General features: G+C 39.0%; 25 protein-coding genes and 1 pseudogene. 17 read left to right on the plus strand and 9 right to left on the minus strand.

Annotated features, from left to right (window positions below; translation table 11 throughout):
* The 3 genes from E0H81_RS11375 to E0H81_RS11385 form a co-directional block, all read right to left on the minus strand.
* The coding region (locus tag E0H81_RS11375) for an IS630 transposase-related protein (protein ID WP_057050306.1) at positions 1 to 238 on the minus strand (238 nt) is incomplete at its 3' end.
* A 311-nt stretch (positions 239 to 549) separates the two neighbouring features.
* Positions 550 to 1,614 carry an amidohydrolase family protein gene (locus E0H81_RS11380; protein WP_131319001.1) on the minus strand — a complete coding sequence of 355 codons (1,065 nt, stop codon included), beginning with the start codon at positions 1,612 to 1,614 and terminating at the stop codon, positions 550 to 552.
* A 124-nt stretch (positions 1,615 to 1,738) separates the two neighbouring features.
* Complete coding sequence (locus tag E0H81_RS11385; protein ID WP_131319003.1) at positions 1,739 to 2,134, minus strand: DUF3144 domain-containing protein; 396 nt, start codon at positions 2,132 to 2,134, stop codon at positions 1,739 to 1,741.
* 109 nt (positions 2,135 to 2,243) lie between these two features.
* On the opposite strand from E0H81_RS11385, the gene E0H81_RS11390 reads away from it, so the two are divergent.
* Positions 2,244 to 2,876 (plus strand): hypothetical protein, encoded by a 633-nt coding sequence (locus E0H81_RS11390; RefSeq protein ID WP_131319005.1) that lies wholly within the window; start codon positions 2,244 to 2,246, stop codon positions 2,874 to 2,876.
* Positions 2,877 to 2,910: 34 nt separating this feature from the next.
* On the opposite strand, the gene E0H81_RS11395 is transcribed toward E0H81_RS11390, so the two are convergent.
* Both E0H81_RS11395 and E0H81_RS11400 read right to left on the minus strand, forming a co-directional pair.
* Positions 2,911 to 4,371, minus strand: coding sequence for a CYTH and CHAD domain-containing protein (locus tag E0H81_RS11395; protein ID WP_131319007.1), 1,461 nt, complete (start codon positions 4,369 to 4,371; stop codon positions 2,911 to 2,913).
* Between the two features lie 179 nt (positions 4,372 to 4,550).
* Positions 4,551 to 6,011, minus strand: a complete 1,461-nt coding sequence (locus E0H81_RS11400) for a CYTH domain-containing protein (protein WP_131319009.1) — start codon at positions 6,009 to 6,011, stop codon at positions 4,551 to 4,553.
* A 272-nt stretch (positions 6,012 to 6,283) separates the two neighbouring features.
* On the opposite strand from E0H81_RS11400, the gene E0H81_RS11405 reads away from it, so the two are divergent.
* The 4 genes from E0H81_RS11405 (at position 6,284) to E0H81_RS11420 (ending at position 9,714) form a co-directional block, all read left to right on the plus strand.
* Positions 6,284 to 6,667, plus strand: coding sequence for an Mpo1-like protein (locus E0H81_RS11405; RefSeq protein ID WP_131267354.1), 384 nt, complete (start codon positions 6,284 to 6,286; stop codon positions 6,665 to 6,667).
* A 589-nt stretch (positions 6,668 to 7,256) separates the two neighbouring features.
* Complete coding sequence (gene thiE / locus E0H81_RS11410; protein WP_131319011.1) at positions 7,257 to 7,877, plus strand: thiamine phosphate synthase; 621 nt, start codon at positions 7,257 to 7,259, stop codon at positions 7,875 to 7,877.
* Positions 7,878 to 7,916: 39 nt separating this feature from the next.
* Positions 7,917 to 9,218, plus strand: a complete 1,302-nt coding sequence (hemL, locus tag E0H81_RS11415) for a glutamate-1-semialdehyde 2,1-aminomutase (RefSeq protein ID WP_131319013.1) — start codon at positions 7,917 to 7,919, stop codon at positions 9,216 to 9,218.
* Positions 9,219 to 9,297: 79 nt separating this feature from the next.
* Positions 9,298 to 9,714, plus strand: coding sequence for a GlcG/HbpS family heme-binding protein (locus E0H81_RS11420; RefSeq protein ID WP_131319015.1), 417 nt, complete (start codon positions 9,298 to 9,300; stop codon positions 9,712 to 9,714).
* 406 nt (positions 9,715 to 10,120) lie between these two features.
* On the opposite strand, the gene E0H81_RS11425 is transcribed toward E0H81_RS11420, so the two are convergent.
* Positions 10,121 to 10,690 carry a hypothetical protein gene (locus E0H81_RS11425; RefSeq protein ID WP_131319018.1) on the minus strand — a complete coding sequence of 190 codons (570 nt, stop codon included), beginning with the start codon at positions 10,688 to 10,690 and terminating at the stop codon, positions 10,121 to 10,123.
* Between the two features lie 242 nt (positions 10,691 to 10,932).
* Here E0H81_RS11425 and E0H81_RS11430 point away from each other — a divergent pair.
* The 5 genes and pseudogenes from E0H81_RS11430 to E0H81_RS11450 all read left to right on the plus strand — a co-directional run bounded on the left by E0H81_RS11430 (position 10,933) and on the right by E0H81_RS11450 (position 16,800).
* Positions 10,933 to 11,643: pseudogene (locus E0H81_RS11430) on the plus strand (phosphopantetheine-binding protein).
* 129 nt (positions 11,644 to 11,772) lie between these two features.
* Complete coding sequence (locus E0H81_RS11435) at positions 11,773 to 12,417, plus strand: RluA family pseudouridine synthase (protein ID WP_131319021.1); 645 nt, start codon at positions 11,773 to 11,775, stop codon at positions 12,415 to 12,417.
* Positions 12,418 to 12,561: 144 nt separating this feature from the next.
* A complete protein-coding gene (gene rapA / locus E0H81_RS11440; RefSeq protein WP_131319024.1) occupies positions 12,562 to 15,399 on the plus strand; it encodes an RNA polymerase-associated protein RapA in 2,838 nt (945 codons plus the stop codon).
* 150 nt (positions 15,400 to 15,549) lie between these two features.
* Positions 15,550 to 15,816: a PAAR domain-containing protein gene (locus E0H81_RS11445; protein ID WP_131319026.1), complete on the plus strand. Its 267-nt coding sequence runs from the start codon at positions 15,550 to 15,552 to the stop codon at positions 15,814 to 15,816.
* 156 nt (positions 15,817 to 15,972) lie between these two features.
* Positions 15,973 to 16,800, plus strand: a complete 828-nt coding sequence (locus tag E0H81_RS11450; RefSeq protein ID WP_131319028.1) for an alpha/beta fold hydrolase — start codon at positions 15,973 to 15,975, stop codon at positions 16,798 to 16,800.
* A gap of 48 nt (positions 16,801 to 16,848) precedes the next feature.
* Here the strand turns inward: E0H81_RS11450 and fabR are convergent, their stop codons facing one another.
* Positions 16,849 to 17,544: an HTH-type transcriptional repressor FabR gene (fabR, locus tag E0H81_RS11455; RefSeq protein ID WP_165492618.1), complete on the minus strand. Its 696-nt coding sequence runs from the start codon at positions 17,542 to 17,544 to the stop codon at positions 16,849 to 16,851.
* A 139-nt stretch (positions 17,545 to 17,683) separates the two neighbouring features.
* Between fabR and E0H81_RS11460 the strand changes: the two genes are divergently transcribed.
* The 7 genes from E0H81_RS11460 (at position 17,684) to E0H81_RS11490 (ending at position 23,997) form a co-directional block, all read left to right on the plus strand.
* A complete protein-coding gene (locus E0H81_RS11460) occupies positions 17,684 to 18,751 on the plus strand; it encodes a ferredoxin reductase (RefSeq protein WP_131319031.1) in 1,068 nt (355 codons plus the stop codon).
* Positions 18,752 to 18,765: 14 nt separating this feature from the next.
* The gene (locus tag E0H81_RS11465; protein ID WP_131319034.1) at positions 18,766 to 19,860 is read left to right on the plus strand and encodes a fatty acid desaturase family protein; all 1,095 of its coding nucleotides are present in this window, start codon (positions 18,766 to 18,768) and stop codon (positions 19,858 to 19,860) included.
* 546 nt (positions 19,861 to 20,406) lie between these two features.
* Positions 20,407 to 20,859: a type IV pilin protein gene (locus E0H81_RS11470; RefSeq protein ID WP_131319100.1), complete on the plus strand. Its 453-nt coding sequence runs from the start codon at positions 20,407 to 20,409 to the stop codon at positions 20,857 to 20,859.
* Entirely contained in the window at positions 20,853 to 21,311 is a 459-nt protein-coding gene (locus E0H81_RS11475; RefSeq protein ID WP_131319036.1) for a pilus assembly FimT family protein, read from the plus strand. Before E0H81_RS11470 ends, E0H81_RS11475 begins: the two co-directional genes overlap by 7 nt.
* Positions 21,292 to 21,726 (plus strand): PulJ/GspJ family protein, encoded by a 435-nt coding sequence (locus E0H81_RS11480; protein ID WP_165492619.1) that lies wholly within the window; start codon positions 21,292 to 21,294, stop codon positions 21,724 to 21,726. The genes E0H81_RS11475 and E0H81_RS11480 overlap by 20 nt, the downstream gene beginning before the upstream one ends.
* Before the next feature lie 14 nt (positions 21,727 to 21,740).
* Positions 21,741 to 22,433: a prepilin-type N-terminal cleavage/methylation domain-containing protein gene (locus tag E0H81_RS11485; protein ID WP_131319040.1), complete on the plus strand. Its 693-nt coding sequence runs from the start codon at positions 21,741 to 21,743 to the stop codon at positions 22,431 to 22,433.
* A gap of 13 nt (positions 22,434 to 22,446) precedes the next feature.
* The gene (locus tag E0H81_RS11490; RefSeq protein ID WP_131319042.1) at positions 22,447 to 23,997 is read left to right on the plus strand and encodes a hypothetical protein; all 1,551 of its coding nucleotides are present in this window, start codon (positions 22,447 to 22,449) and stop codon (positions 23,995 to 23,997) included.
* Between the two features lie 10 nt (positions 23,998 to 24,007).
* Here E0H81_RS11490 and E0H81_RS11495 read toward each other — a convergent pair whose 3' ends face one another.
* Complete coding sequence (locus E0H81_RS11495; protein WP_131319044.1) at positions 24,008 to 24,649, minus strand: HAD-IB family phosphatase; 642 nt, start codon at positions 24,647 to 24,649, stop codon at positions 24,008 to 24,010.
* The gene (locus E0H81_RS11500) at positions 24,616 to 25,824 is read right to left on the minus strand and encodes a DUF1615 family protein (RefSeq protein ID WP_131319046.1); all 1,209 of its coding nucleotides are present in this window, start codon (positions 25,822 to 25,824) and stop codon (positions 24,616 to 24,618) included. The genes E0H81_RS11495 and E0H81_RS11500 overlap by 34 nt, the downstream gene beginning before the upstream one ends.
* Positions 25,825 to 25,895 lie beyond the last annotated feature (71 nt).

Below are 25,895 nucleotides of genomic sequence, written 5' to 3' on the forward strand. Positions count from 1 at the left end.
TAAAACGTGCAGCACGTTCATATTGATAAGCATCAGGATACTTTTCAACATCTTCACGTAAAGCATCATCGTTAATTTTAGAAGGTTTACGTACACGAGTTTTTTTAATCTCTATACGTTTCTTCCATTCAACAATGGTATTTTTATTAATTTCAAATTGTGCAGCTACCGCTCGAATAGAATAACCTTCCTCAAGCTTAGCTAAAATTTTACGTCTAAAATGTTCTGAATAACTCATTGCACCATTGTATTAGTTTTATAATGATTTGACTATATACTCAATTAGGTTGCCCGATAGCTAAAGCCAATTCCGCCGATGATACCTGCAAGAACTGCCCATTGAGGATGCCATCCGTAGAATAAAAATAAGAATACATAGACACCGCAGCCCATTAAAATAGAGCCAATCGCGATGTCTGTATCAAAGGGATGTTTGATAATTTGTTGGTAATAGTAGGAACTAATCTAACCACAACCTAGGATTAAGCTCATACAGCAAATTTTTTGACTTAAGCTGATATCGATAATCTCAAACATGATGAGATATTTTTAAAGCTGATAAAACTGCTTGGCATTATGATGAAACACCTGCTGCAATGCATTCGGATCATAAGCTACCACTGCATCACTAAAGGCATCAATAATATTCACCAAGGATGAACTGACGCGATCCATCGGGAAGTTGGACGCGAACATCACCCGATATGTACCAAAACAGTTAAGTACATGGCTAATCAGTGGCATGGCTAAATCATAAATTTCCTGTTTACTGGCCAGGCGATCCTGCTTATGGAATTGATGACCTAAAACAGGCATCAATAAGCCTGACATCTTGGTATAGACATTTGGACATAGGGCAAGTTCGGCAATATCATCTTGCCAGCGAATTAAAATATTTTCCCGGGCTATTTTGGTCATTCCTGTCAGGGTTCCGACTTGACCAAATAATCCGGCAGGTGTTCCAAAATGATCCAGCACAATCGAGGTTTCAGGGAATTGTTTGGCTAAGGTAATCACATCACTGAGCTGAGTTGAATAGACCCAGGCATCAAAAGTTAACTTATTTTGTGCCAATGCTTCGAAGCCTTTGAGGAACTTTTTATTCAAATATAAATGCGGTTCATCCGCCCAGGCATGAATGTCTGTATCTTCATGTACCGCGGCCATTTTACGAATGCCTTTAAAGCGCGGTGAGGCTTTTTGGTGTAACTGTAAAATCTTCTTAAAATTGCTGTCCCGTGGATCTGCTGTCGCAACAATACCACCCAGCTTCACCGTGCCTAAGTTAAAGGGCAGGGATTCAATGAACTTTGTTTCGCCTATTACGCCTTTGCCTTTATTTTTATGCCAGCTGGCTTCAACATGCACCACTTGTTCGACCTGATAATGCCCAATATCTTGCATATAATTTTCAGGTAAATAAGGCGCCGTAATGTGATTGGTGAGTCCCACCGTTTCAATGAGATCATCCGATTTCACCAGACGAACAAATTTATCGAGCCAGTAAGGATGCTTGCCCAATAATTTAACTGCCAAAGCTGCCGCATGGGGTGTGTTATAGGGATCCCATTGGTGAATATGCGCGTCAATAATTGCAAAATCCAGTTGTTGCATGGGGTTATCCTTAATTCATCGGTTTCTTTTATTCACCTTACTGCAAACTCATCGGGCTTTGAATGACCATTTATCCAAAAAGTAGCACTATAAAAAAAGCCCTTTCGGGCTTTTAATTGAATGATCAGTGTTTGTGATCATGATCATGCTTGTTGGCATGAAATTCTTCGTTATGACGGAAGCGAAGATAGTTTTCAAACTGTTCGCAGTATTCGTCATAGTTGTCTTCAAGCATCATCTGAAACTGCTGCATGATGTATGACATGACCTGGTCTTTAGCATCACGCATTTCATTGCCGTCTTTAAAGTTATTGGCTGCTACCCAGGTATTAAAACGGGCAGTACCAAACAGCATTGCGGCACTGACTTGACCGCGCATTTCAGCGGGTTTCACTTGTGAACCTTTTTCAACACGACAAAATTCATTTGCTTGTTTGATAAATTCATCGGCACGTTCAAAAAAAGCAGCATTTAACGCTTCTTCCTCGGTTACATCTGTTGCTTCAATCTTTTGAACCATGAACTTTTCCTGCAAAAACGATCTAATGGCATATTATAGGCAAAGCCTTGCAGAAACTAAACCTTTGGATTAATCTAAAAATAGCCTAAGTATAAAAATGGATAATCCAATGCAAGATGCCATTGCGGTACAAAGTTTAAAAAGTGACATTGCCTTATTGCGTCAAAACATTTGGCCACCTGCAAACTTGGCCAATGTGGAAGGCTTGCCGATTTATTATGGCTCGAAGTCAGAAGTCGAAGAATATTACCGACAATGGACGGGGCTGATTGAAAGGGCACAAGATCTGTTTCAGCCCTTTATGGAAGATGAAACCCTTGATGCGGTGCATTTACCCAGCCATTTGAATTTGCCGTTGTTTTATTTTCATGTGGATCGCATCCGGATTAACAAAACCCGTGCCAAAGAGTCGAAAACCTTTCGCGGCATTGCCAGCCTGATTGATAAATGCGGGCAATTTGAGCCTGAACAAATTCAGGCCATGCGACTCTGGTTAGACAGTGATGATACCGCTGCCCTGGTTGCACACCGTGAATTTGTTGATTTGCGCACTTATGTGTTTCAGCATGGGCAAAGTGAATACACCCGCACCCGATTTTATGTAAATGGCATTGTGTTAAGTACAGAACCGCACTTTGAATTGGTCGATGCCCGAGATAAACCACGTAAACAGCGCAATGATAGTTATAGTGACCCACTGGCTGATAATAATACCTGGAAAATCTTTGGCAAATATCGCTAAGCAAATGTGATGTCGAAAGTTTAAATTTCCAGAGTTACCAGAAAGTGTCGGTTTTAGCATAAGTGTCTAAATGCGCTTGAGCTTGCTCTAGAATGTATTTCTTCTCATTCGCAATCCAGCCCAATATAAACCACACTTTTTGTTTGCGTTTAACCAGGTCTTGAAACATGGCTTCAGCCACATTTAAGTCATTAAATTGACCCAAACTTTCTTGTGCAGGTTTTAAATCTTTCAAGTAGTTTTTTAACTCTTTGCCCGGATAGAGCGAAGCAATAAACTCGATGCAATAACGCAAGCGTTTGACCCGTTTACGCGTGCGATGCTGTGACTCAATATCCAGCTCCAGAAAATGATCGGCATCTTTGCAAATTTGTTGATGTAATTTCTGGAGTTTTTTTGCGATATCTTTTTTTAACGGGGTCTTTTGCTTGGTTGCGTAAGGCTGATGTACAAATTGCAGTAAAGCCAATATTAAATTGACTGAGTCTATAGAACGTAAAGACTCCTCAATCGGAATGCTATTGTCCTCAGTGGCATCCGGAAGTTGTACAAAGGGAGCACCTGCCTGTTGCAGTTGGGGCAAGAGTCCTTCACTTAAAGCATCGCGGTCTCGGGTTGAACCGAGTTGACGAAACAGGGTCCTAAGTTGTTCCTGCCATTCAGGATCGGCATCCGTTGACCAATCCCCAAAAATACGTAAGGCACTTCTTAAACGGCGAATCGCGACGCGAGTTTGATGAACATGCTCGCTATTATATTGTTCAGCTGCAATAGCTGTTGCATTCGGTAAAAGGTGTTGCAAGGCATTATTGACGATCTGTTTTAATGCACTATCCGTTGAATCTTTTTGTTTTAGCTGTAATGGACTTGCAAATTGAGCCGGAGCAATCGTTAAATCCTGTGCCAGTAAATTGCCGCGCTGCGCTTTACTTCGTACATCTAGCCATAAATGATACTGTTTAACCCAAGGCTGAATAAATTTGATTAGGTCTTGGATAGATCCTTGTTTAAGCTCAAATTCAATCTCGTAAATTGCCAGAGTTTGATCATCATGACGGATCTCACCGCGATCTAGACTGACTTCAATCTCTGCACGATTATAATGAACCACATAGACCAGACGTTCTACATCGGTTTCAAATTGCGTGATTAAATTTTTGGCCTGTTTGCCTAATACCTGTTGCAGCAATTTTTTGGCTTGAGGATTGGATTGATAAATCTTCAGATCTAGAGCAGGATTATCCAACTCCCCTAAATCGTTTTCCAATTCAAAACGTTCTAAATGATGACCGCTCGGAGCTTTTAGGGTTTGTATCCAGTGCGTGTCTTCAAGGCGTTGACGCAACGAAATTTTTTGCTCGGCCAGGTGTCGTTCTGGCGTATCGTAGTATTTTGCATATAAGGAAATCGGACGCGCATTCTTGGACAAGAAGAATTGATAGATTTGTTTTTGATATGACAGCGGGATCTGAAATTTTAATTCTACTTCTAGCATGTTAAAACTCCTGACGCTTTACAATCAAAGTGGTGATGACCTTGATTGTAAGCCAGCCTCAATAAAAGACTAGGAGAGTTTTGCTCAAATGTTTATACAGCGTATTACAAGATATGTCATAACAATGCCAGAAATATCCTGTCATACGCTTAATTTCATCTCCTATTTAATGTTATTTACTATTTAATGAATTTACGGCTCACTAGAAATTGTTCTGTCGCCTCAAGCAGATTCTGTGCATAAACTTCCTGTTTTGCCGTTAGCCAGCCCAAAACGAACCAGTCACTGGCTTCAAGTTCGGTTTGCTGAATATAATCCGCAGAAGACGCCAAAATTTGATATTCACTGGCAGCAAGTTGCGCATCATTTAAAGCTTTGCTGTATTTCTGCAAATTTTTGACATCATAAATAGAGGTCAAAATAGGGAAGCTGAACTTCAATTCATGAATCTTGCTGGCTAATTTATTCAGACTCTCAAAATCAGTAATATCTGCACTGGTTAAACTGTCTTGCAAATTTTTATATTGATTTTGCAAGGTATTTTGCGCAAACCATTTTAAGTCGTGAGATTGAGCTTTTTCTTCATTGTCTAAACCAAACATCAACAATTCTAAATAGTGATGCACGTTTTGAGTTGAACGAACCAGGTTGGACAACTTTTCTTTGGCATACAAAATATCTTTGGTTAAGTTTGATGCGGTATTCGGGTTTTGTAAAAATGCACCCAAAGTCGTTTGCATGTGTTCCAAATGCTGTAAATGATCGAATTGCTGTTTAAATGCGCCAAGTTGCATCGCCCATTTGTCTGAAACAGCCTCATTCCAGTCTTTAAATAGTGAAAGTGTCAAATTCAAATGATCTAGGGCAATTTGCGCCTGCTGAATATGTTCTTTTTCAGAAACCACTGCTGAAATAGCGGCAATGTTAGGCAACAAATGCTGTAACTGTTGGGCAGTCAGCAGGCGTAAATTTTTATTGGCTGGATCTTTTTTGCTTAAAATAAATTCGTTGGCAGATTTTGCCGGACTGACTTTTTGAGCCGTTGCCAAAAGATTACCAATTTCAGCTTTACTGCGCACATCAAGCCAAAGCTGGTATTTTTTAACCCATTCAAAGCTAAAGGCCAAAAGTGATTGTACAGAACCTGCCTTAAGTTCGAATTCCACCTCATGTACTTCGCGTTGCTCGGTTGCAGTGCTTACTTCACCGATATCTAAACTCACTTCAATGTCGGTTTCTTCGAATTGAATCACGCGAAAGGTGCGTTGAATATCCGTCTCAAATTGTAATTTGAGTTGTTCTTGTGAGTCAGCTAAAGCATTTTTTAAGATTTGCTGTGCTTCAGCATCTTGTTCATAAATACTTAAATCAAGCTGGGGAGCCTGTTCAAGTTCACCTAGGTCATAATTATGCTCAAAGCGGTGTAGGTGGCTTTTTCCCGCAGCTTTTAAGGTTTGAATCCAGCGTGTACCTTCCAGCCGTTGGCGCAGGGCAACGCCATGTTGGGAAAGCAGGCGCTGTTCAGTGTCATAATATTTTGCTTTAAGTTGAATAATTTCCGATTTTTTAGGATCTAACGCTTTCAGTAAAGCATTACGTCTTGCTTCAGGAATCTGAAATTTTAATTCAACTTCGACCATGATCTTTCATCCTAATTTTTTGACGCTATTTCAAAAATGAAACGCGTCATCTTTACGGTACAAATGCGTTATGAAATCTATTCTTTTATAGCGCTGAAATTGTATTCTTAATTTTAAGTCCCCGATTGTAACGAAAATGAATTTTCATGTAAGACTTGACGAAGCAATTCTTAAGTAATTGCTTTTAAAATGGACAGAAAGTAATAGCAAACTCAGCTTTTATTTGGACAAAATATACGCTAACGTAAACAAAAATAATTGGAATGATGACCATGAATGGACTTGTAAAGCTAAATTTCGAACACGATCCTGAACCAGAATTTCAGCTTCCGATTCAAAACTATCATGAATTTTATCGGTTTTATTTGACCGAGCACCGCAATATCAGCAGCCGCCGTTTGCATGCATTTGGAAGCAGCGTTGGCGTGTATTTCTTTACCCAAGCAATTCGTCAAAGAAAACCAAAATATTTGGCTTATGGTTTATTGTCTGGCTATGCCTGCGCATGGGTGGGACATTTCATGTTTGAAAAAAATAAACCTGCCAGTTTTAAACAACCCCTGTATAGCTTTATTTCGGATTGGCGCATGCTCTCTGATGTGTTGCGTGGGAATTTGAGCCTAAAAGACCGTTCACTGGATAAAATTCCAAGTTAATGAATTAGATTTTTTATGGATAATAATAGCTGTATCAAAACCCAAGTTTGACTTGAAGATAAAATAATACAGAATTTGAATGACTAAAGCTTGCAAAAATAGAGTGAATATTCTATTAATGGATGTGTGCTTATTCAATTCATTTCTAGGATTGAATAAAGCATGTAATCTTTAAGTTTTCCAAGCCTAGAGCGACCTTTCTCTAGGCTTTTTTTATGGGTATATTGAAGTAAAATTTAAGCATGGATTGAAAAAAGAGAGTGACTCTCTAATCCTTTGTTTCGCTTCCCCAAGCGCGTTTTTATCACAAAGAATTAGAAAGTCAGATGGTCGCTCCAAGTTTTATTGTTATATTGTATTGGTTATTTATTGTTATTCTGTAAGCTGATTAAACCGTTTAATGCACACATGATCTATCACTGAAAATAGGTATTTTTTCACTGAATCATAAAAAATAAGAGAACGGTTGGTATTTTCTGGGTTTTTTAAAAATTTATCGTTAGTAATCCATTTGTATTTGCGTGATATGCGCTGAATCTTGCTGTTGATATGCATATAATAAGACAGTTCTGGTTTTGGCAGCTTTTTTATGCGCGGTTTATATTTAATTACCAATGATGATCCTTTAGAGCTTTTATTGGCGAAGTTAGAAGGTGCAATGGCGAATGGCGGCATTGCGGTCTTGCAATATCGTCGTAAAAAAATTGCCAAAGAAGATCAAATTTACGAAATCGAGTATATGAAAGCCATGTGTGCTGAATACCGTGTCCCTTTTGTCATTAACGATGATCTTGAAATGGCGGTCAAATACGGTGTAGGTGTCCATTTGGGGCAGGGTGATGGCTCTATTATCGATGCTGTTGCGCGTTTACCTCAAGGTGTGTTGATTGGTCGTAGCTGTAATAACTCAATTGAACTGGCTGAAGAGGCGATTGCCGATGGCGCAAATTATGTGGCATTTGGTGCGATTTATGCCACCGACACCAAACCTGAAGCAGGTAACATTGGCTTGGAAACCTTAAAACTTGCCAAAGAAAAACTCAATGTCCCTCTCTGTGCAATTGGCGGTTTAACCGTTGAAAACTCCAGCGAAGTCATTGAATCAGGTGCAGATTATTGCGCAGTGATTAGTGATATATTGGGACTTCCTATGCATGCCATTCCTGAACGTTTAGATGAATGGTCTGCGCTTTTTCAAGCTAAAGCATAAAATATTTTTGATAGATTTAATTTTTAGTCGAGTGCCTTCATGAGCTTATCTCCAAAGCAAGAACAATTGTTCAAACAAGCCAGCAAACATATTCCAGGTGGGGTGAATTCACCTGTACGTGCTTTTAATGGGGTGGGTGGTACGCCTGTATTTATTGAAAAAGCTAAAGGCGCGTATTTGTTCGATGTCGACGGTAAACGCTATGTCGATTACGTGGGTTCATGGGGACCGATGATTTTAGGACATGCACATCCAGCAATTATTAAAGCCGTTCAAGATGCTGCTGTAGATGGTTTAAGCTTTGGCGCGCCAACAGTTCATGAAACCACACTGGCTGATATTATCTGTGAAATTATGCCGTCAATTGAATTGGTTCGTATGACCAACTCGGGTACGGAAGCGACCATGACCGCGATTCGTCTGGCACGCGGTTATACCGGTCGTGACAAGATTGTAAAATTTGAAGGCTGTTACCACGGTCATTCAGATTCATTATTGGTAAAAGCCGGTTCAGGTATGTTGACCAGCGGCGAAGGTGAGGCGACTTCTGCGGGGGTGCCTGCTGATTTTGCCAAGCATACGCTTACGCTTCCCTACAACGACATCGCTATGCTGAAAGAATGCTTTGCTAAATTTGGTTCTGAAATTGCCGGGGTGATTGTTGAACCGGTTGCAGGCAACATGAACCTTGTAAAACCGATTGATGGTTTCCTGCAAGCGATCCGTGATGTGTGTGATGAACACAGTTCAGTGTTTATTATTGATGAAGTGATGACTGGCTTCCGTGTAGGTTTAGGCGGTGCGCAAGCACATTATGGCGTAACACCGGATTTAACCACCTTAGGTAAAATTATTGGTGCTGGTCTGCCAGTAGGTGCATTTGGTGGTAAACGCGAAGTGATGGAATGCATCGCGCCATTGGGTAAAGTGTATCAAGCGGGCACATTGTCTGGTAATCCACTTGCAATGCGTGCCGGTATTGAAATGTTCAAGCATTTACGTGTCGAAGGTTTCTATGAAAATTTAACGGCTCAACTTGCCAAGTTACTTTCAGGCTTAGAAGCTGCTGCTGCTGAGGCAGGTATTCCATTCAAGACTCAACAAGTCGGTGGTATGTTCGGTTTGTACTTCACAGATCAAGAAGACATCACCAGCTTTGATTCCATGTTGAAATGCGATGTTGAAGCGTTCCGTAAATTCTTCCATGGCATGTTAGATCGTGGTGTGAACCTTGCACCATCTGCATTTGAAGCAGGTTTTATTTCAGCTGCGCATAGTGATGAAGATATTGCCTACACGATTCAAGCTGCTAAAGAAACCTTTGCAGAAATAAAAGCTTAAGCAATTTATTTTTGCAAAGTATTAAGCCCGAATTCGTTCGGGCTTTTTTATACGGACTTTGATTAAGGGAAATAGTTAGATGCAAACCAAACATTATTTGACTTTAAGCGATGCGGAATTTTTATTAGATCAGGCACATCAATATGCGATCGAAAATCAGTTTAATGTCAGCATTGCGGTGGTGGATGAAACAGGTTGCTTGCTTGCCATGAAGCGAATGGATGGGGCTTCACCGATGACTGCAAATTTGGCAATCGAAAAAGCCAAATGTTCTGCAATGAGTCGTCGTCCATCTAAGCTATTTGAAGATATTATCCGTGGTGGTCAAATGGGCTTTCTGACCATGGATACATTTTCAGGTATGCTGGAAGGCGGTGAGCCGATTCTGTATCAAGGTCAGTTAGTCGGTGCAATGGGTGTTTCTGGGGTGAAGTCATTTCAGGATGCGGAGATTGCACAGGTAGCCATTGAGACTTTTTTAGCTCAAGCTAATTAATACAAAAGATTTAAAATAAATATATCTATGAACAGTATTTCAAGCTGACAATAACTGGAGAATAAAAATAACTAAATGAAAGTATAGAAATGCATTTTAGACTTTTGAAATTTGTGTAAACGATTAATATTAATAATTTTGCATGATTTTTATTGCAGTGATGATTGTGAAAAATCAAAAGTTTCTGAGTACTTTATTAGCTTTCCAAATAAGTTCGCCAAATATTGGAGTATCAGTCTTTAGATTTTTTTAGATGCTCAGGCGAGAGTTACTTGAATAATTGAAATAAAAAATAGGAGGCTACCTCCCATTTTTTAAATTCGCATAAGGAATATGATTTTCTTAATTATACTTTCAAAGAAGTGTCTTATAATTTAGACCTTGTAATTGGACTATAAAATAACATTTATTTGTTAAGGTGACTTGCAACATCTTTTGCTACTTGTACTGCAATATCGTCCCATGCAGAGTCTAAGAGTCCTGTTTGTGATGAGCCACCTATTTTTGGATCTTTAAGGGCGGATATAAATGTTTTTGTCCATTTCTCATTTTTGTATTCAAAAGTTGCTGTAAAAGTTACGTTTGCAACATCGATAGCTGGAGTTATATTGAATATTCCAGCAGAATATTCAAAGCCAGACCTAGCTTTATCAACAGTAATAGTTAATGGATTTCCGCTTGGCGATAATTGAACGAATTGCGAAAGTGCCTCTTCAATTCGGCTAGATAATGCTACACCTGTTGGAATACGGGTTCGTGATCCACCACCCACAAAACCATCAGAACCTTGAATATCAATACGCTGAGGAAAAGTAGTAGGATTCCATTTAATTACGATAATTTCTTTGGTCTTTTGTATTTCTGAAAGCTGAGATATTGATGTGTAATTCAAACGATTATTAAAGGGTAAGTTGACAGCACAACCAGTTAGTATTGAAGAAACTAATAATGCTATTATTAAACTAGATTTTTTCATTGTATTTCCTATAATTGAGATATTTATTCATGTTGCTTAACATGTTCTACAATTTTAATGCTTATAATTTTATTTTTCTATGAATTATATTGGTTTAGCTGTTCATAGGAGAAATATATTCAGATTTTAGTCATCTAACATTTCCCCATTTATATTTAAAGTAGGTTAGTAGGATAAATCATTTTTTTCTTGATCTAAATTGGCATAGTATTAATTCATATTGATCAGATAAATTCCCTCCCATGCTGTACCCCATGCCCAAAAAAATCCAACTCGCACCATCACAAGCCAAATGGCAGCTTTCATCAACTGAATCTGTCCTAGTATTGGTAGGATTACAAAATTTGCGAATGCAGGCCGGAATTCAAGACACTGACCTGATGGCAAATTTAATCCAGATCAGCAACAAAGCCAAAGTATTAGACATTCTGATTGTTGATTTGTACGGTGATGATTTGATGCAGGGCATGTAACAACTTGGTGAATATGCATCCTCGAATCCACAAATGATATTTGCAGGACAGGTGAGTCCGATGTTCAAGCAAATATTGCCGCATTTGCAAAGTGTCACCGAGCAAATCTGTGTGGTTGATGATGCAATTTTATTACCGAATCAAGATCAGCACATTCAATGGATTGATAACATTTCGACACAAGGTTTGCATCATGTGAATAGCTATAGTTTGACCCGGCTATGGGATTTAAGTGCGCCGTCAAATTATGTGCTTTCAACCAAGGGGATTATGCTCGCCGTTGCAGAGCAGCTGAATATGGATGCACTTGAAATTGACCCTTATGTCGATTTGAAGCAATACGGTCTGGATTCTATTGCCATTGTCACTTTGGTCGGTGTTTGGCGCGCGCATGGTGCAAATGTGAGGTATGAAGATGTTGTAGAGTATGCTTCTTTGCATGAATTGGTAGGTTTTATATTGCAATCTGTACGTTCATGACGCGAGATTGAAATAATTTTTGAGCAAAATCGGAAAATCCGTCACCAATTGCAGCATTGCGCATTGTAATTCTGCGCCAAGCTTCCTATCATTGCCGGCTTGTTTTCGCGATCCGCTTGGAATTGAACATTGAGTAATTTTCTAACCGAACACCTGATCCATCGTGACGAAGATTTTATGGTGATCCATAAACCTGCAGGTGTACTCACCGTTCCCGGTAAAACTGAAGATTTACAAGATTGCGTGATCAACAGATTATTAAAAATAGAACCCAAAACTTTACTGATTCATCGTCTGGATCGTGATACTTCAGGCATCCTGGTTTTTGGCTTGACTAAATGGGGACAAAAAACCATTTCCCGCCAGTTTCAGGAACGCCAAACAGAGAAAACCTATCAAGCCGTGGTTGCCGGACAACTCGAAGGTGAAGGTACAGTTGATGTCCCGGTAATTTACGATCCTGAACATCCGCCTTTACATATTGCCGCTCCAGATCACAACAAGCCTGCACTCACGCATTGGCAAGCTATCGAACATTTTGAAATTCAAGGGCAGGCGGTAACGCGTGTCAAACTTACTCCCATTACAGGTCGTTCACATCAGCTTCGTGTACATATGCAGTATCTCGGTCATCCGATTGTGGGTGACACCTTGTATGCTACACCGGAGCAGCAACAGTTGATTCCTCGGCTGTGCTTGCATGCTGAACACTTGAGTTTTTACCATCCTCAAACAGAGGAACGGGTGGAGTTTTATTATCCTGTTCCTTTTTAAGGTGAAAACTTTTTAATCGTCATCGATTTTGCGCACTTTTTAGTGGGCTTTATGTCAAAATATATTGCTTAAAGACCTGTTTTATTGCTCAAATACTCATCAGGTTTTGAGCTTGAAAATAAGTGTCCTCATTTTTAGATAAAGGTGGAAAAATTGCATCAGTTTGCTATTGGTCAGCGTTGGTTATCAGATACAGAAACAGAGCTTGGATTAGGGGTTCTCATTGATGTAGATGAACGATCGGTTAGCATTTTATTCCCGAAGAGTGATGAAACACGTGTTTACGCACGTAACAATGCACCTTTATCGCGTATTGTTTTTAATATTAAAGATGAATTGCAGGATCAGGAAGGCACCAAGTGGCGGGTTGAATCTTTTGAAGACCGTCATGGCGTGGTGCGTTATAACGTCATCCGTACCTTAGAAGACGGGACTGAAGAACGTAAAGCTTTAAACGAGACTCGTGTGGGTGCACATATTCAGCTGTCTAAACCGCTGGACCGTTTGCTTGCCAGTCAAGTGGATTATAAAGAATGGTATGACCTGCGTATTGAAGCCTTGATGATGCAAGCCAATATGAAATCCAGCCCATTGCGTGGCATGATTGGCGCGCGTGTGGGTCTGATTCCGCATCAGCTTTATATTGCACATGAAGTCGGCCAGCGTTTTGCACCGCGTGTTTTACTTGCCGATGAAGTGGGCTTGGGTAAAACCATTGAAGCAGGCTTGATCATTCATCAGCAGCTTAAAACCGGTCGTTCTGACCGTATCCTGATTTTAGTGCCAGATTCACTGCAATATCAGTGGATGATTGAAATGCGTCGCCGTTTCAATCTTCAGTTCTCTTTATTTGATTTAACCCGTACCGCGTCTATTAAAGAACACGATCCAGATTTAAATCCATTCCTGACTGAGCAATGCATTATTGCCAGTGTAGATTTAATGGTCGATCACGAAGATTTACGTGAACAGGCTTTAGAAGCAGGTTTCGATCTTCTTGTCGTCGATGAAGCACATCACTTGATGTGGAGCGAAGAAGAAGGCGGTAACGACCGTTACGATCTTGTTGAAGAGCTTGCTGAAAAAACGCCGGGCGTATTATTGCTTACAGCGACCCCAGAACAACTGGGTGTAGAAAGCCATTTTGCGCGTCTACGCTTGCTTGATCCGCAGCGCTTTAGCTCGCTTGACCGTTTCTTGGATGAAGAAGAGCAATATCATCACACCGCAAAAATTGCTGAAGTGTTGATGTCGGATATGCCTTTAGAAGAAGGGCATTTAAAAGCGATTGAAGGCTTGTTGGGGCATAGCATTCAGGATGAACCAGAACAGCGTTTCCGTGCCATTCATGAATTGTTAGACCGTCATGGTACTGGCCGTATTTTATTCCGTAATACTCGTGAAGCCATTCGAGGTTTTCCTGGTCGTGATTGTCAACCTGCACCGTTACCGGCACCTGCTCAATGGTCGAAAGACGGCAAGTTGCGTGAACAAATGTGGCCTGAAGAAGCGCAGCTTGATGGTGCCTGGATGGAACATGATCCACGTGTGATGTGGCTGATGGAAATGCTGCGTACCGAGCTGAAACACAAAAAAGTGTTGCTCATCGCGCGTAGTGGTCCAGTGGTCGAAGCTTTGGAAAATGTACTTCGTCTCCATGCCGGTATTCGTACTGCCATGTTCCATGAAGGCATGAGTCTTTTAGAGCGTGACCAGGCTGCAGCTTATTTCGCTGAAGAATCTTACGGTGCACAAATTTTATTGTGTTCTGAAATTGGTTCAGAAGGACGTAACTTCCAGTTTGCTTCTGACCTCATCCTGTTTGACTTACCTGCAAATCCGGATGTTTTAGAACAACGTATTGGTCGTTTAGACCGTATTGGCCAAGAAAATCGTATTCAAATTCATGTGCCTTATTTAGTTGGTACTGCGCAAGAGCGAATGTTCCGGTGGTATAACGAAGGTTTAAATATCTTCAGCAATATTTCGCCCACTGCGCAAACACTACAAGAAAACTTCCTTACTAAATTAAAAGGCTGTTTATTGGCTGATTTAGGACAACAGTTTGAAGATTTGCTTGAAGAAGTCAGTGTTCAGCGTGAAGCCTTGGAAACAGAATTGCAGCAAGGTCGTGACCGTTTGCTGGAATACAACTCATGTCGTCCAATTGTGGCGCAAGAAATTGTTCAGGCGCTTGAAAACTATGATGACAATACCACTTTGCCAATGTTTATGAAGCGCTTCATGGCATCGACAAATATCGATTTTGATGAGCAAAGTAACGGTACGGTTATTATCAAGCCAACCGATCAAATGCAGGTGCAAGGTTTATCTCTTGATGAAGAAGGCATGACCGCAACTTTCTATCGTGATCAGGCTTTAATCCGTGAAGATGCACAATACTTAACGCTGGAACATCCATTCACTGAAAGTGTGATGGAAATGATCAATACCCAGTCATTTGGAAGTACCAATGTTGCATTGTTAAAATCGAATGCACTTAAACAGGGTTCTTTATTGTTAGAAGTGTGGTTTAAAGTGGATGTAATTGCGCCTAAAGCATTGAACCTGCCTTCAAGTTTGCCACAGCAGTTGATTCGTGTATTGCTCAGCGAAACGGGACAGGACTTATCTGCCAAGATTGATCCGAGTATTTTAAAACCGTATTTGCATCATTTAGATAGTAATAGCTGCCGTCAGGTGGTGAAAGCTCGCCGTGATGTGATTGAGCAACGTTATACCCAAGCGCTTGATATTGCTAAAACAGCACTGCCGAACTTTAAAAAACAAGCCAGAGAAGTGTATGGCAATAAGTGGCAATATGAAATTGACCGTTTAACTTACTTGAAACAATTTAATCCAAGTATTCGTGAAGACGAAATTGCACGCTTACAAAAATTTCAATCAGAAGGCATTAGCCTGCTGGATGGTTTATCAGTAACACCAGAAGCCATTCAAGTACTGGTGGTGGTTAAACCATAATTTCGGAACTTGTTCTAGAAAGCACCTTCGGGTGCTTTTTTATTGTTGAAAATTATCTCGTTTATGTTTGTGTGAACAATGGAAGATCTAGAGTATGAAATTAATCTCATGTTAAAATAGCGCATAAATTTTATAAAAATTAGAATAATCATGGCTAAAGCTTTAGTGACTATAGGTTCTTCAACCACACATGGCGGCATTGTTTCAGAATGCGAAAATACATTTATCATTAATGGAATTGCAGTACATTTGCATGGCATGAAACATTATTGTCCTCAATGCCACGCTATGGTGTCTGCCGTTGCAGCAGATCAATCTACAGTCGTGAAAGGACGGGGAATCGTGATTGCCGGAGACAAGACCACTTGCGGTGCGAGTTTTCTAGGCAATCAAGCTTTAGTTGTTTCCAAAAAATAATTTTAATCGAGTTGGAGAATATTTTTATAATAATTTTTCATGCTAAACAAAGACTGACTTGGAAGTCAGCTTATCCATGATTTAATGATTTGAATTAAGCAGTCTTTTCCTTAAGCTAGACGATGTTCATCGATTTAAACAAGGAAGAGCAGCGTTGTGAAGGATTCATCATTTAAAAAGACCGCGATTCATTTTACTCATGCCAATGGAATTCCTGCACCAAGTTATCAAAAGTTTTTCGCCTGTTTTGAAGATGAGTTTGATTTGAAGTCCATTCCGATGATTGGACTGAATCCACAATATCCCATAACACATGACTGGCGTTATTTGGTTGATCAAATTATTAATGATATTGAACAGAAATTTCAGGGAAAAAAGGTCATAGGTCTTGGGCATTCTTTTGGTTCATTACTCACACTCATGAGTGCCTATAAGCGCCCTGATTTATTTTCACAACTGGTGATTATGGATCCACCTTTTGTGATTGGTTCGAAGTCCCCCATGTTTGAAATTGCAAAAAAATTAAAACTGAAAGCAATCGATCAATTGACCCCGGCAGGCATTACCCTGAAGCGAACCGATCACTGGGAAAATCATGAGCAGGCCTATGCTTCAATGCGGCATAACCCGTTATTTAAGCATTTTGATGAATGCTGTTTTCAGGATTTTTTAGCCTGTGGTTTGCAACAAGATATTAAACGTGGCGGCTTAACTTTGGCTGTGCCCAAAAGAATTGAAGCCGAAATTTTTCGAACTGTACCTGCATGGTGGTGGCGTACGCTAAGGAAAGCACCGGCTGTGCCTGTACATTTAATTAGTGCGCAGAACAGTCCATTTTACAAGCAAGGTTTTCCGCAAGGGATGCAAAAGACCTATCAGATTAATTATAGCTTGATGCAAGGCGGGCATATGTTCCCGTTGGAACAGCCAGAAAAAACCGCAGAACTGGTCAAACAGATTATTGCTCGGCAAAACAACGTTTAAAAAGCTAAGCTCAGGATTCAATCAATATTGAATCCTCAAATTCAACCCTTAGCGAATTTGCGCTTCATCCAAATGACGTGCGCCTTCTAAAATCATGCGAATCATAATCATGGTTTGTTCTGCAATTTCTTTGCGTTCAGTCATGGGCATATCAATCACTGTCGCACCCATATTAAATACCAATTGGGTAATGGCTTTTGCAACAATGTCAGGATGAAACAATTTACTGTGATTGAGACGTTCCAGACGAATTAAATCTTCTTGCAATTCTTGCTGAAAATAATTTAATTGACGCTCTACGGCTAATTTATAAGAAGCAGAACCGGTATAGGCTTCACGAAGCAATAAGCTTAAATTTCCTTCATCGGCATCTAACTGCTCAATAAAAACTTCAACTGAACTGCGAATAATACTGTTTTGTTTTGATGCTTTTAAACGTGCCTGATGCAAAATCTGACGCAATACATGACCCGCGCGATCAATCAGCTCAATTGCAAGTTCATCTATATCTCTGAAATGTCTGTAAAAACTGTTTGGTGCAATACCTGCTTCACGGGCAACTTCACGCAGGCTTAAAGATGCAATACTTTTCTGAGGACCAATTAAATTGAGTGCGGCTTGAAACAGTTCTTCTTTGGTAATTGTTGCTTTTCGACCGACCGTGCGGACTACAACTGGCTCATGAGCAAGACTTTGTGCGGCAATTGTGGCATCAACATTTTTTTTGATCGAAAACTGATTCATATTTTTCAAAGGATTAGAGACACCAAAACATTATAGCTGTTGCTGGCTCGCTTGGGAAATGAATAGAAACAATACAGATATATATACAAATATATATACATGTGTATAATAATTAAAATTCAATCGCGTGGTGCTTACTATGCATGTGTTAGAAAAAACCAAATCTCCCTTGGCTTCATTTGCTGAAACTGTTATTGATCAGCATGCAGCAAACTTTTGGCTGCAAAAATTTAACTCGCTTTGGTCATTTAACCAAGCCTTGGGAAAAATTGTACAAAAAGAAAATTCTGCTCAAAATATGGTCAGTCTAACTATTCAGGTCAATCGTCATTTTGAGCTTGGACAAGCAGGGCAGCATCATCCGATTTTTGTGGAAGTCGACGGCATTCGCTATGAACGCAGCTATAGTTTGACTCAACTTGATTCTCAACACGTCTTGTTGACGGTTAAAAAAGTCGATCAAGGTAAAGTCAGCGCTTGGCTGGTTGAACAGTCACAAGTCGGCGATATCCTTGAATTTGGTCAGCCTTATGGCGATATGCTGTTGCCAGAACAGGCTCAAACGATGCTGTTGCTTGCTGCAGGTAGCGGCATTACCCCAATGTTAAGTTTGCTTAAAGCGCTTTCTAAAACAGATCGCATGACTCAAGCACCCATTCAGTTGTTGTACTGGGTGAAAGAGTATGCAGATGTGGCTTTTAAATCGCGTTTTGAGCAGCTTGCCGAGCAATATCCGAATTTCTCATTTCAGGTTTTTTATACCCAAGAAGTCGATGCTGGCGAACGTTTAAACTCAGCTCATACAGCATCGCTGGAAAACATTGAAAATAGCGTGGTGTACGCATGTGGTCCATCTGGATTCGTCGCACAGGCTGAACATTTATTTGCACATGCGCAAAGTTTTAAAAGTGAAGCTTTCAGCATGACACCTGTCGAAAATTCTGAGACCGGCTTTGTCAATGTGACCTTGTTGAAATCGAAAAAAGTGCTCGCTATTCCAAAAGGCCAGTCGATTTTAGCCAGCCTTGAACAGCAGAATGTAAAACCCACCCATGGTTGCCGTATGGGAATCTGTAATAAATGTGTCTGCAATAAAGTTGAAGGTTCAACCAAAAATCTGGTGAATGGCGGACAAAATTCAGAACCTGGTAATTTATTAAAAATTTGTGTCAATTCAGCACAGTCTGATCTTGTTATTGATTTATAAGTGAGTCAAATATCATGAATATGCCCGTAAAAATAGAATATTTTAAAAATCCTAAAAATGGTGAACTTACTCCATCTCAATTAGATGCCTTAGCTCGTGAGTTAGATGCCATTAAACAAGAAGTGTTGGATGATATTGGTGAAAAAGACGCGAAATATATTCGTCGTGTGTATTCAACCATTCGTTATGCTTCTATTGCTGGGCGTGCCTGTCTGTTTGCAGGCTGGTTCCCGCCAGCATGGGTTTTAGGTACTGGTTTACTTGGCTTTGCCAAAATCATGGAAAACATGGAGCTGGGTCATAATGTCATGCATGGTCAATATGACTGGATGAACGATCCAAAATTCCATGGTCCATCTTATGAATGGGATATTGTCGGTACAGCGGATAACTGGCGTCAAACCCATAACTATAAACATCATACCTATACCAATATTAAAGGTATGGATGATGATATCGGTTATGGATTGCTTCGACTTTTCCCTGAACAGCGCTGGAAACCTGGCTATTTGTTACAACCGATTTATGCGATTCCATTTTGCTTGTTGTTCCAATGGGGCGTAGCAATTCAAAATCTTGAAATTGGTAAAGTATTGTTTGGTCGTAAAACCAAAGAACAAGCTAAAAAAGAATGGCAGCCAATGCAACGCAAAATCACTAAACAACTGTTTAAAGATTATGTGTTCTTCCCATTAATTGCCGGTCCGGCAGCTTTACCTGTTTTAGCGGGTAACTTGGTGGCGAATGGCATGCGTAATATTTGGACTTTTAGTATTATTTTCTGTGGTCACTTCACTAAAGATGTGGAAGTCTTCCCGAAAACAGTGCTTGAAAATGAAAGTCGTGGTCATTGGTATATGCGTCAGATTCGTGGTTCATCGAATCTAACCGGTTCAGAAGCCTTTCATATTTTGACTGGTCATTTAAGTCACCAAATTGAACATCATTTATATCCTGATGTTCCGGCACGTCGCTATCGTAAAATGGCGCCAAAAGTACAGGCTGTTTGTGAAAAGTATGGCTTGAACTACAATAATGCCAGTCTGATCAAGCAGTATGGTAGCGTGATTAAACGTATTGCAAAATATGCTTTTCCATTTAAGAAATAAATGAAATCTGAAATAAAAAACCACTTCAATTGAAGTGGTTTTTTTGTTGGTAATGTTCGTATAAGTGAAATTAATTTAATATTAAAAATTAAGACAGAGAATATACTCACACTTAACAAAAATTACAATTTTAATGAGTTGAGTCTCGAAATGGTTATTTTTTGTTAATTTTTTTATAAATATTTTTACATAAAAACCTTATTTTTGAGCACTTTTGCCTATTGTTAAAAAAGTAAAAATATTAACTGTATTTATACCCCTTGGGAGTATGTTTAATAAAGCACCATTTATTAATATGTATGAAAATTAAATAGATAGCTTTATAAATAATCATTATTTTAAAGTCTTTGATTTTTATTGTTTTATTTTAATTAAATTAAAATATATTAAGACTATTGTGAATAATTAAATATAAATAATAATGATTATTAAAATATAAATTAATAGATTAATAATTAAAAAGAATGGTGATTTTTACAAACCATAATATAATTGGGATATGTTAATTTTTGCCTGTAAATATGCCATTTGGTATAGGAAAGAAAAATGCACAAAAAACCGTCTTTAATAACTCAGAAGTTTGAATCTGGTTTTACTCTTATAGAGCTGATGGTTACAGTAGTAATTCTGGGAATCCTTGCAGCAATTGCGATGCCTATGTATTCCAATTACATTACTAAAGCGAAGGCTCGTAATGCCCAGTCTGATTTAGTTGCATTAAGTCTAGTTATAGAAAGTCTATATCAACGTAATTTGAAATATATTGCCTCTACTGCTGATGATCAGGACGTATCCGCTTATTTGACTGCTAATAGAATGACCGGAATATGGCAACCAGCAGCAGATACATTTGATTATAAGATTACAGCTACTACAAGTACTTATACTTTGAAAGCAATAGGTAGGGAACGTAATGCTAATTGTGACTTAACACTAGATAATAAAAATGAACGTACATTTGTAAAAACATCTGGTTGTGGTGGGTTGACATCATGGTAAGGCAACGTGGGGTGACCCTCATTGAATTAATGATTGGGATTGCTTTACTTGCTATTTTGGCTGTTGCGATTTTCCCGCTGGGTAGAGCTTGGGTTGCCAATCAACAAATTACTAAGACTGAAAAACTATTTTTAGAAGCATATGCACGCGCTAAAAATGAAGCACTACGAAATCCAAATTCAATTAGGTATGATCCAAATGATCTAGATTCATCCACAGTGGCAATTGTGATTGTTGATAATGCTGCTAAAAAAATAAAAGTTCAGAATAGTGCAGAAGAAATGATCTGGGAGGCTAGTATTGCTCCGACAGTCACTGTAACCCTTTCAACAGGTTGTGCTTCAGGTCATCAGCAGATAGAGCTGAATAATAATGCATATTTTTTAGCAACTAGTTGTACTTTTTATAAAGTAGAAGCTAATGGAGGTGCTTATGCATCAGATTCATTATAAAACTTCTGCAATATTTAAACACCAACAAGGTGTGACGCTTATTGAAGTGTTAGTTTCTATGCTACTTATGGCAATTATTGGATTAGGGGCTGCATTTATTTCAGGTCGTACAGCAGTTATGCACCGTGATCAAAATATTCATTTGCATACGATAAACCAGATGCGAGAGTATCTTGAAAGAGGGGTATGTCCTGATATAGAAAGTGGAAAACACTATATAAATGTTGCAGAAATGAAAGTTGCAGTTGAGTGTAGTGTGGTTTCTAAAACATATGAGGTGCACAAGAGTGGTGAAAATACGGGGGAAAAAGTTAAAATAAGTTACCCAACACTTAGTGTTATAGAACCAGCAAGTAAAGCCGATGTGGGCGAAGGCGTACTAGTTCCATCTATCCCAGTTAAGATATCACCGTGAGGAGGAGAGCAATAATGAATAGCTTAAAATTTTCACAATATGGTTTTACTTTAATTGAAATTCTAATTGCCTTGACGCTGTCGATTATCATTATTTTGGCGATGTTACGTGCTTTTGTGACTACAGGTAAAGTGACCTCTGAAGCTTCCTTCGGTGCGAAAACTGATAGTAGTATAATGTTGGGTCTAATCGCCACAGACCGTATTTTGCAAGGCGTAGGTTATAATATTAATAATCCCACCATTAAAACTTACAAATTTTCAGACGATGTAAATAATGTTGAATATCTTGTATGGAAGGTTTCTGATAATGAATGCCGTGCTTTAAAAAATCTTAAAGTATCTGATGTAAAGGATGGTGGATTATATGTATATGGTACAGATAGTTCAGGCTATGCATGTGATGATCATTTACAAACACCTGATTTAGTAAATCCTGCGCCTTCTGCTGAGCGTTTGATTCATATAGAAAAGGTGATTAAGACATCGGGTATTTCAGATGATTCCAATAAAATAGGCACAATAAAAATAGAACTCAAAGATTTAGAAAATGAAAGATGTGTACCTTTTGGCATTGCTTCAGATTCAGGTGAGGCTGTATTAACTGGTGGTAAATATCAAGGTGTGATCTCCATCAATACTTATGCTGCAAGTACAACTGCACCACAATCAATTCGTAATGTTACGTGCCTATTTAATTTAAAATAGGGAGGATGCACTCATGCCATATACTACAGAAATTAAAAGAAACATGGGTAAAAAGGTTTCTTTAATAAAACAAGCGGGTGTTTCCTCACTGCTTTTTATTGTGTTAGTAGGGTTGTCTTTAACTGTGCTGACTGTGGGTTACATGTCATCAATGCGTAATTTACAATCAAGTGCAACTACTGCGCATGCGCAGACTCAGGCACAAATGCAGGCAATGATAGGTTATCATGCTTTAACTGAATATCTAAATAAATTAAGCAAAGAAGATAATGGACTTCAAAAAATAGATCAAGTTTGTAATGGTGAAATTAAAAAAACCGATGAAGATGCTCAAATAACGTTTGAACGTGTTGGTACTTGTAATAATCACACCATTGAAGATCAATATATATTTAATATAATCGGTAAAAGTGGCGGTGCGAGTGCAATTTTACAATCGTCATTTGTTAAAGATGATGAAAAAAAGGTTTCCTCAATAGGAGGTTCAATTTTTGCTGGTGGTTTACTAGTTGGTAAAACTGAAAGTCTTCAAACACTTAATAATGAGAAAGTTACTATTCTCGTAGGAAAGCCAAATCTAAAGAATGGAAAAGATGTTGAGGCAGGTAATATTGTTGATAATAGTGGTAATGTAATTACGGATCAATTTAAAAATATTACAGTAGAAAAATATGATGGGGGATTAAATATTGTTAGTGCAGCAGACCTTAGAGATTATGCGAACTATATTTTTACTAGAAATTCTGCGGGTGCTAAGGTTTGTTATACAAGAAACTTAGGGCTTGATGATGAGGATCAAGATGATCCAATCTCTTGTCCAAGTGGTGTGTCCTATATTGAAGATGGAAAGACACCTGGTTGGAATTTTAATCCATCTATTGCAAAGCTTAAAGGTGTTGTATGGTTTGATAATGATGTTCATATATTAGCAAATGATTCAACTACAGTAGTTGATAATATGGTTAGAAATGCTGTTTTATCAACTGGTACAGTATATATTCAAAAAACAGAATCTAATGTTAAAGGAATATTAAACTTATTCTCTCCTTATAGTTTTGTGCATTTATTGGATAAAACTTCTGCAAACAGAACAGTTGATCTGTTAAAAACAAGATTAAGAGATATTTGTCCGGCTTCAAATTTTCCTAATCAGATTTGTAAGAACTTCAGTCAGGCAGATCTAGATAAGATAGTTTCTTATGATTATTTCGAAAATCATTATACGGATTACATGAAACCAGTTGATGCATTTCCTTCATATATTAGCAATATTCTAGGGATGGGAGATACAGGATTTAGTGTAACGGCAGATAATCAGGCTATAACTAATTTGTATGGGAATTTAATTGGATCCCGCGGTGCAGGCGGTACAGGTCGAGCATCAAGCAAATTTATTGGACGTGGAGATATTAATGTAGTTGGAAATCTCGTAGTTACACATGAAATGGATTTAACTGAAATGGATGGGAGTATTAAAGTCCAATTAGGAAATAGTAAAGCTGCTGGTAATGTTGTTGGTGTTTCTGGTAATGCTTTTACAGCGATTGGTATTCGATATAGGTAATAAATTCAAATTAATTTCTAATATTAATAATTTTAGGGAAATGCTGATCTATGCCCACCATATGCGAATAAGTGGCTAGCTCCAGCATTTCCTCATCTTCAAGACTATTGCCATAAGCATAAACCGCGACATAATTATCTAAATGATACTTCTCTAAAATTCGCAGCTTTTTTTGTTCCGAGCTACAGTCTGGAGTCGCGTATTGCCCAGTATAGATATTATTGACCTGTTCAGTCTGAGTGCAAATTAATTCAATATTCAATAAGTTGCAAACATGTTGCAGATAGACATCGACCGATGCTGAAACCAGTACAACTTCATCGCCCAAAATTTGATGTTGCTTAAGTTGCTTAAGCAAGGGCAGATTTAATTGAGACATCAAACTTGCTGCGTAGTCTTGGGCAATCTGCTGTAACTCTAAAGCATCTACATTGCTAAACATGGCGCGAAACAGTTTGGAACGCATGGCATGCGCAGGGTAGGCATTTAAATAATAAGCTTGAATCCAAGGAAGAATTTTAATGCCTTGTTTGACGATATGCCTTTTTCTTAAAGCATAGAAGATAAACCCCGTGAAACTGTCTTTTTTACACAGGGTTCCATCAAAATCAAAGAGCGCTAAATTTTTATTCTTTTTGCCCGTTGCATACATGATTGATATCTTCCATTTACGCGTGTTGCAAACCAGTTGGTATTATATTCGCGGCTTAGTTTGGGACCAGAAATGACCACTTCAGGCATAATTGCATAAATAGGATCTTTGCCTGTTTTTTCATGATAGAGCTTGGATACAGCACGATAGGTAGCGGTATCTTCAAAACCTTTATCTTTTTCTTTTTTCAAGTCAGAACGGATTTGTCGCGGTGTGACTAAGATATTGTTGGCTGCAAAAACACTAATCAGTTCGCGTTCGGACTGGCTGCCGGCAGAACGGATTGAACCTTCTTTAGTGTAAAGCAATAAGTCGCCATCCAGGTCTAGCTCAGCTGCTGTTAAATCATTCAGCATACTTTGGAAGGCTGCGTTGCGACTTGAATACATGCCAGAGTTGTAGTCTGCAAAACGATAAATCGCTTTATCGTAATCGGCAGGGTACATCATTAAACGATGAATGCCGTAATACAAACCACCGTATTGGCTATATAAATCGGTCCGTAATTCGGCGATATTTCCGCCTTGACGTTTGTGCTCTTTGGCATAGCCAATATGAACTTGCATTGAGCCCAGTGTGGTAATTGGATTTAATTTTTCACCAATGTCTTGTCCAACCAGTTTGGCTGCACCGGTTAATGCACTGACGTGATAATGTTTTGACATATAGGCAAAAATTTCACGATATAACTCATCCAATTCACGTTCGGTTTTAACCCGACGCATTTGGCTTAAATAGTTATCTTCAGGACTGGGCTGGTTTTTTAACACTTCCTGGAAATAGCCGGCAACGGTTCCGCCAATCGCATCACCTAATTTATCTTTAAATTTTTCATCCAGACGGTCTTGAACTTCTTTAACCGCTTTTACCCCTAAACCGGGCACTTGCGGGTCGGCAACAAAGTTAGACTCTTGATCGACCACAGCCACAATACTGCAAATATTTTCTTTGGTTTGAGGAATGTCGAGCTGGTCTGTAATATCGAAAATATCTTTGGCCCAAGAGCTACGATCATTGACACGTGGTGGAACAAGGCGCTTGATTTGATCTTCTTCTAGGGTCGGTTCATTATTTTTTGACCACCAGGAATTATCTCCACATGCCACTAAACTTAGAGATAAAGCAAGAATACTCAAGGATTTAACATGAGATGAAATAAAAAAAGTCTTTTTCATAATGATGAAAACATAGTCCAAAAGGATGAGCCAATAGAGCAGATGCAGTATACTATGCCGGTCGAAAAAGT

The organism is Acinetobacter terrestris (assembly GCF_004331155.1).
Taxonomy (GTDB): Bacteria; Pseudomonadota; Gammaproteobacteria; order Pseudomonadales; family Moraxellaceae; genus Acinetobacter; species Acinetobacter terrestris.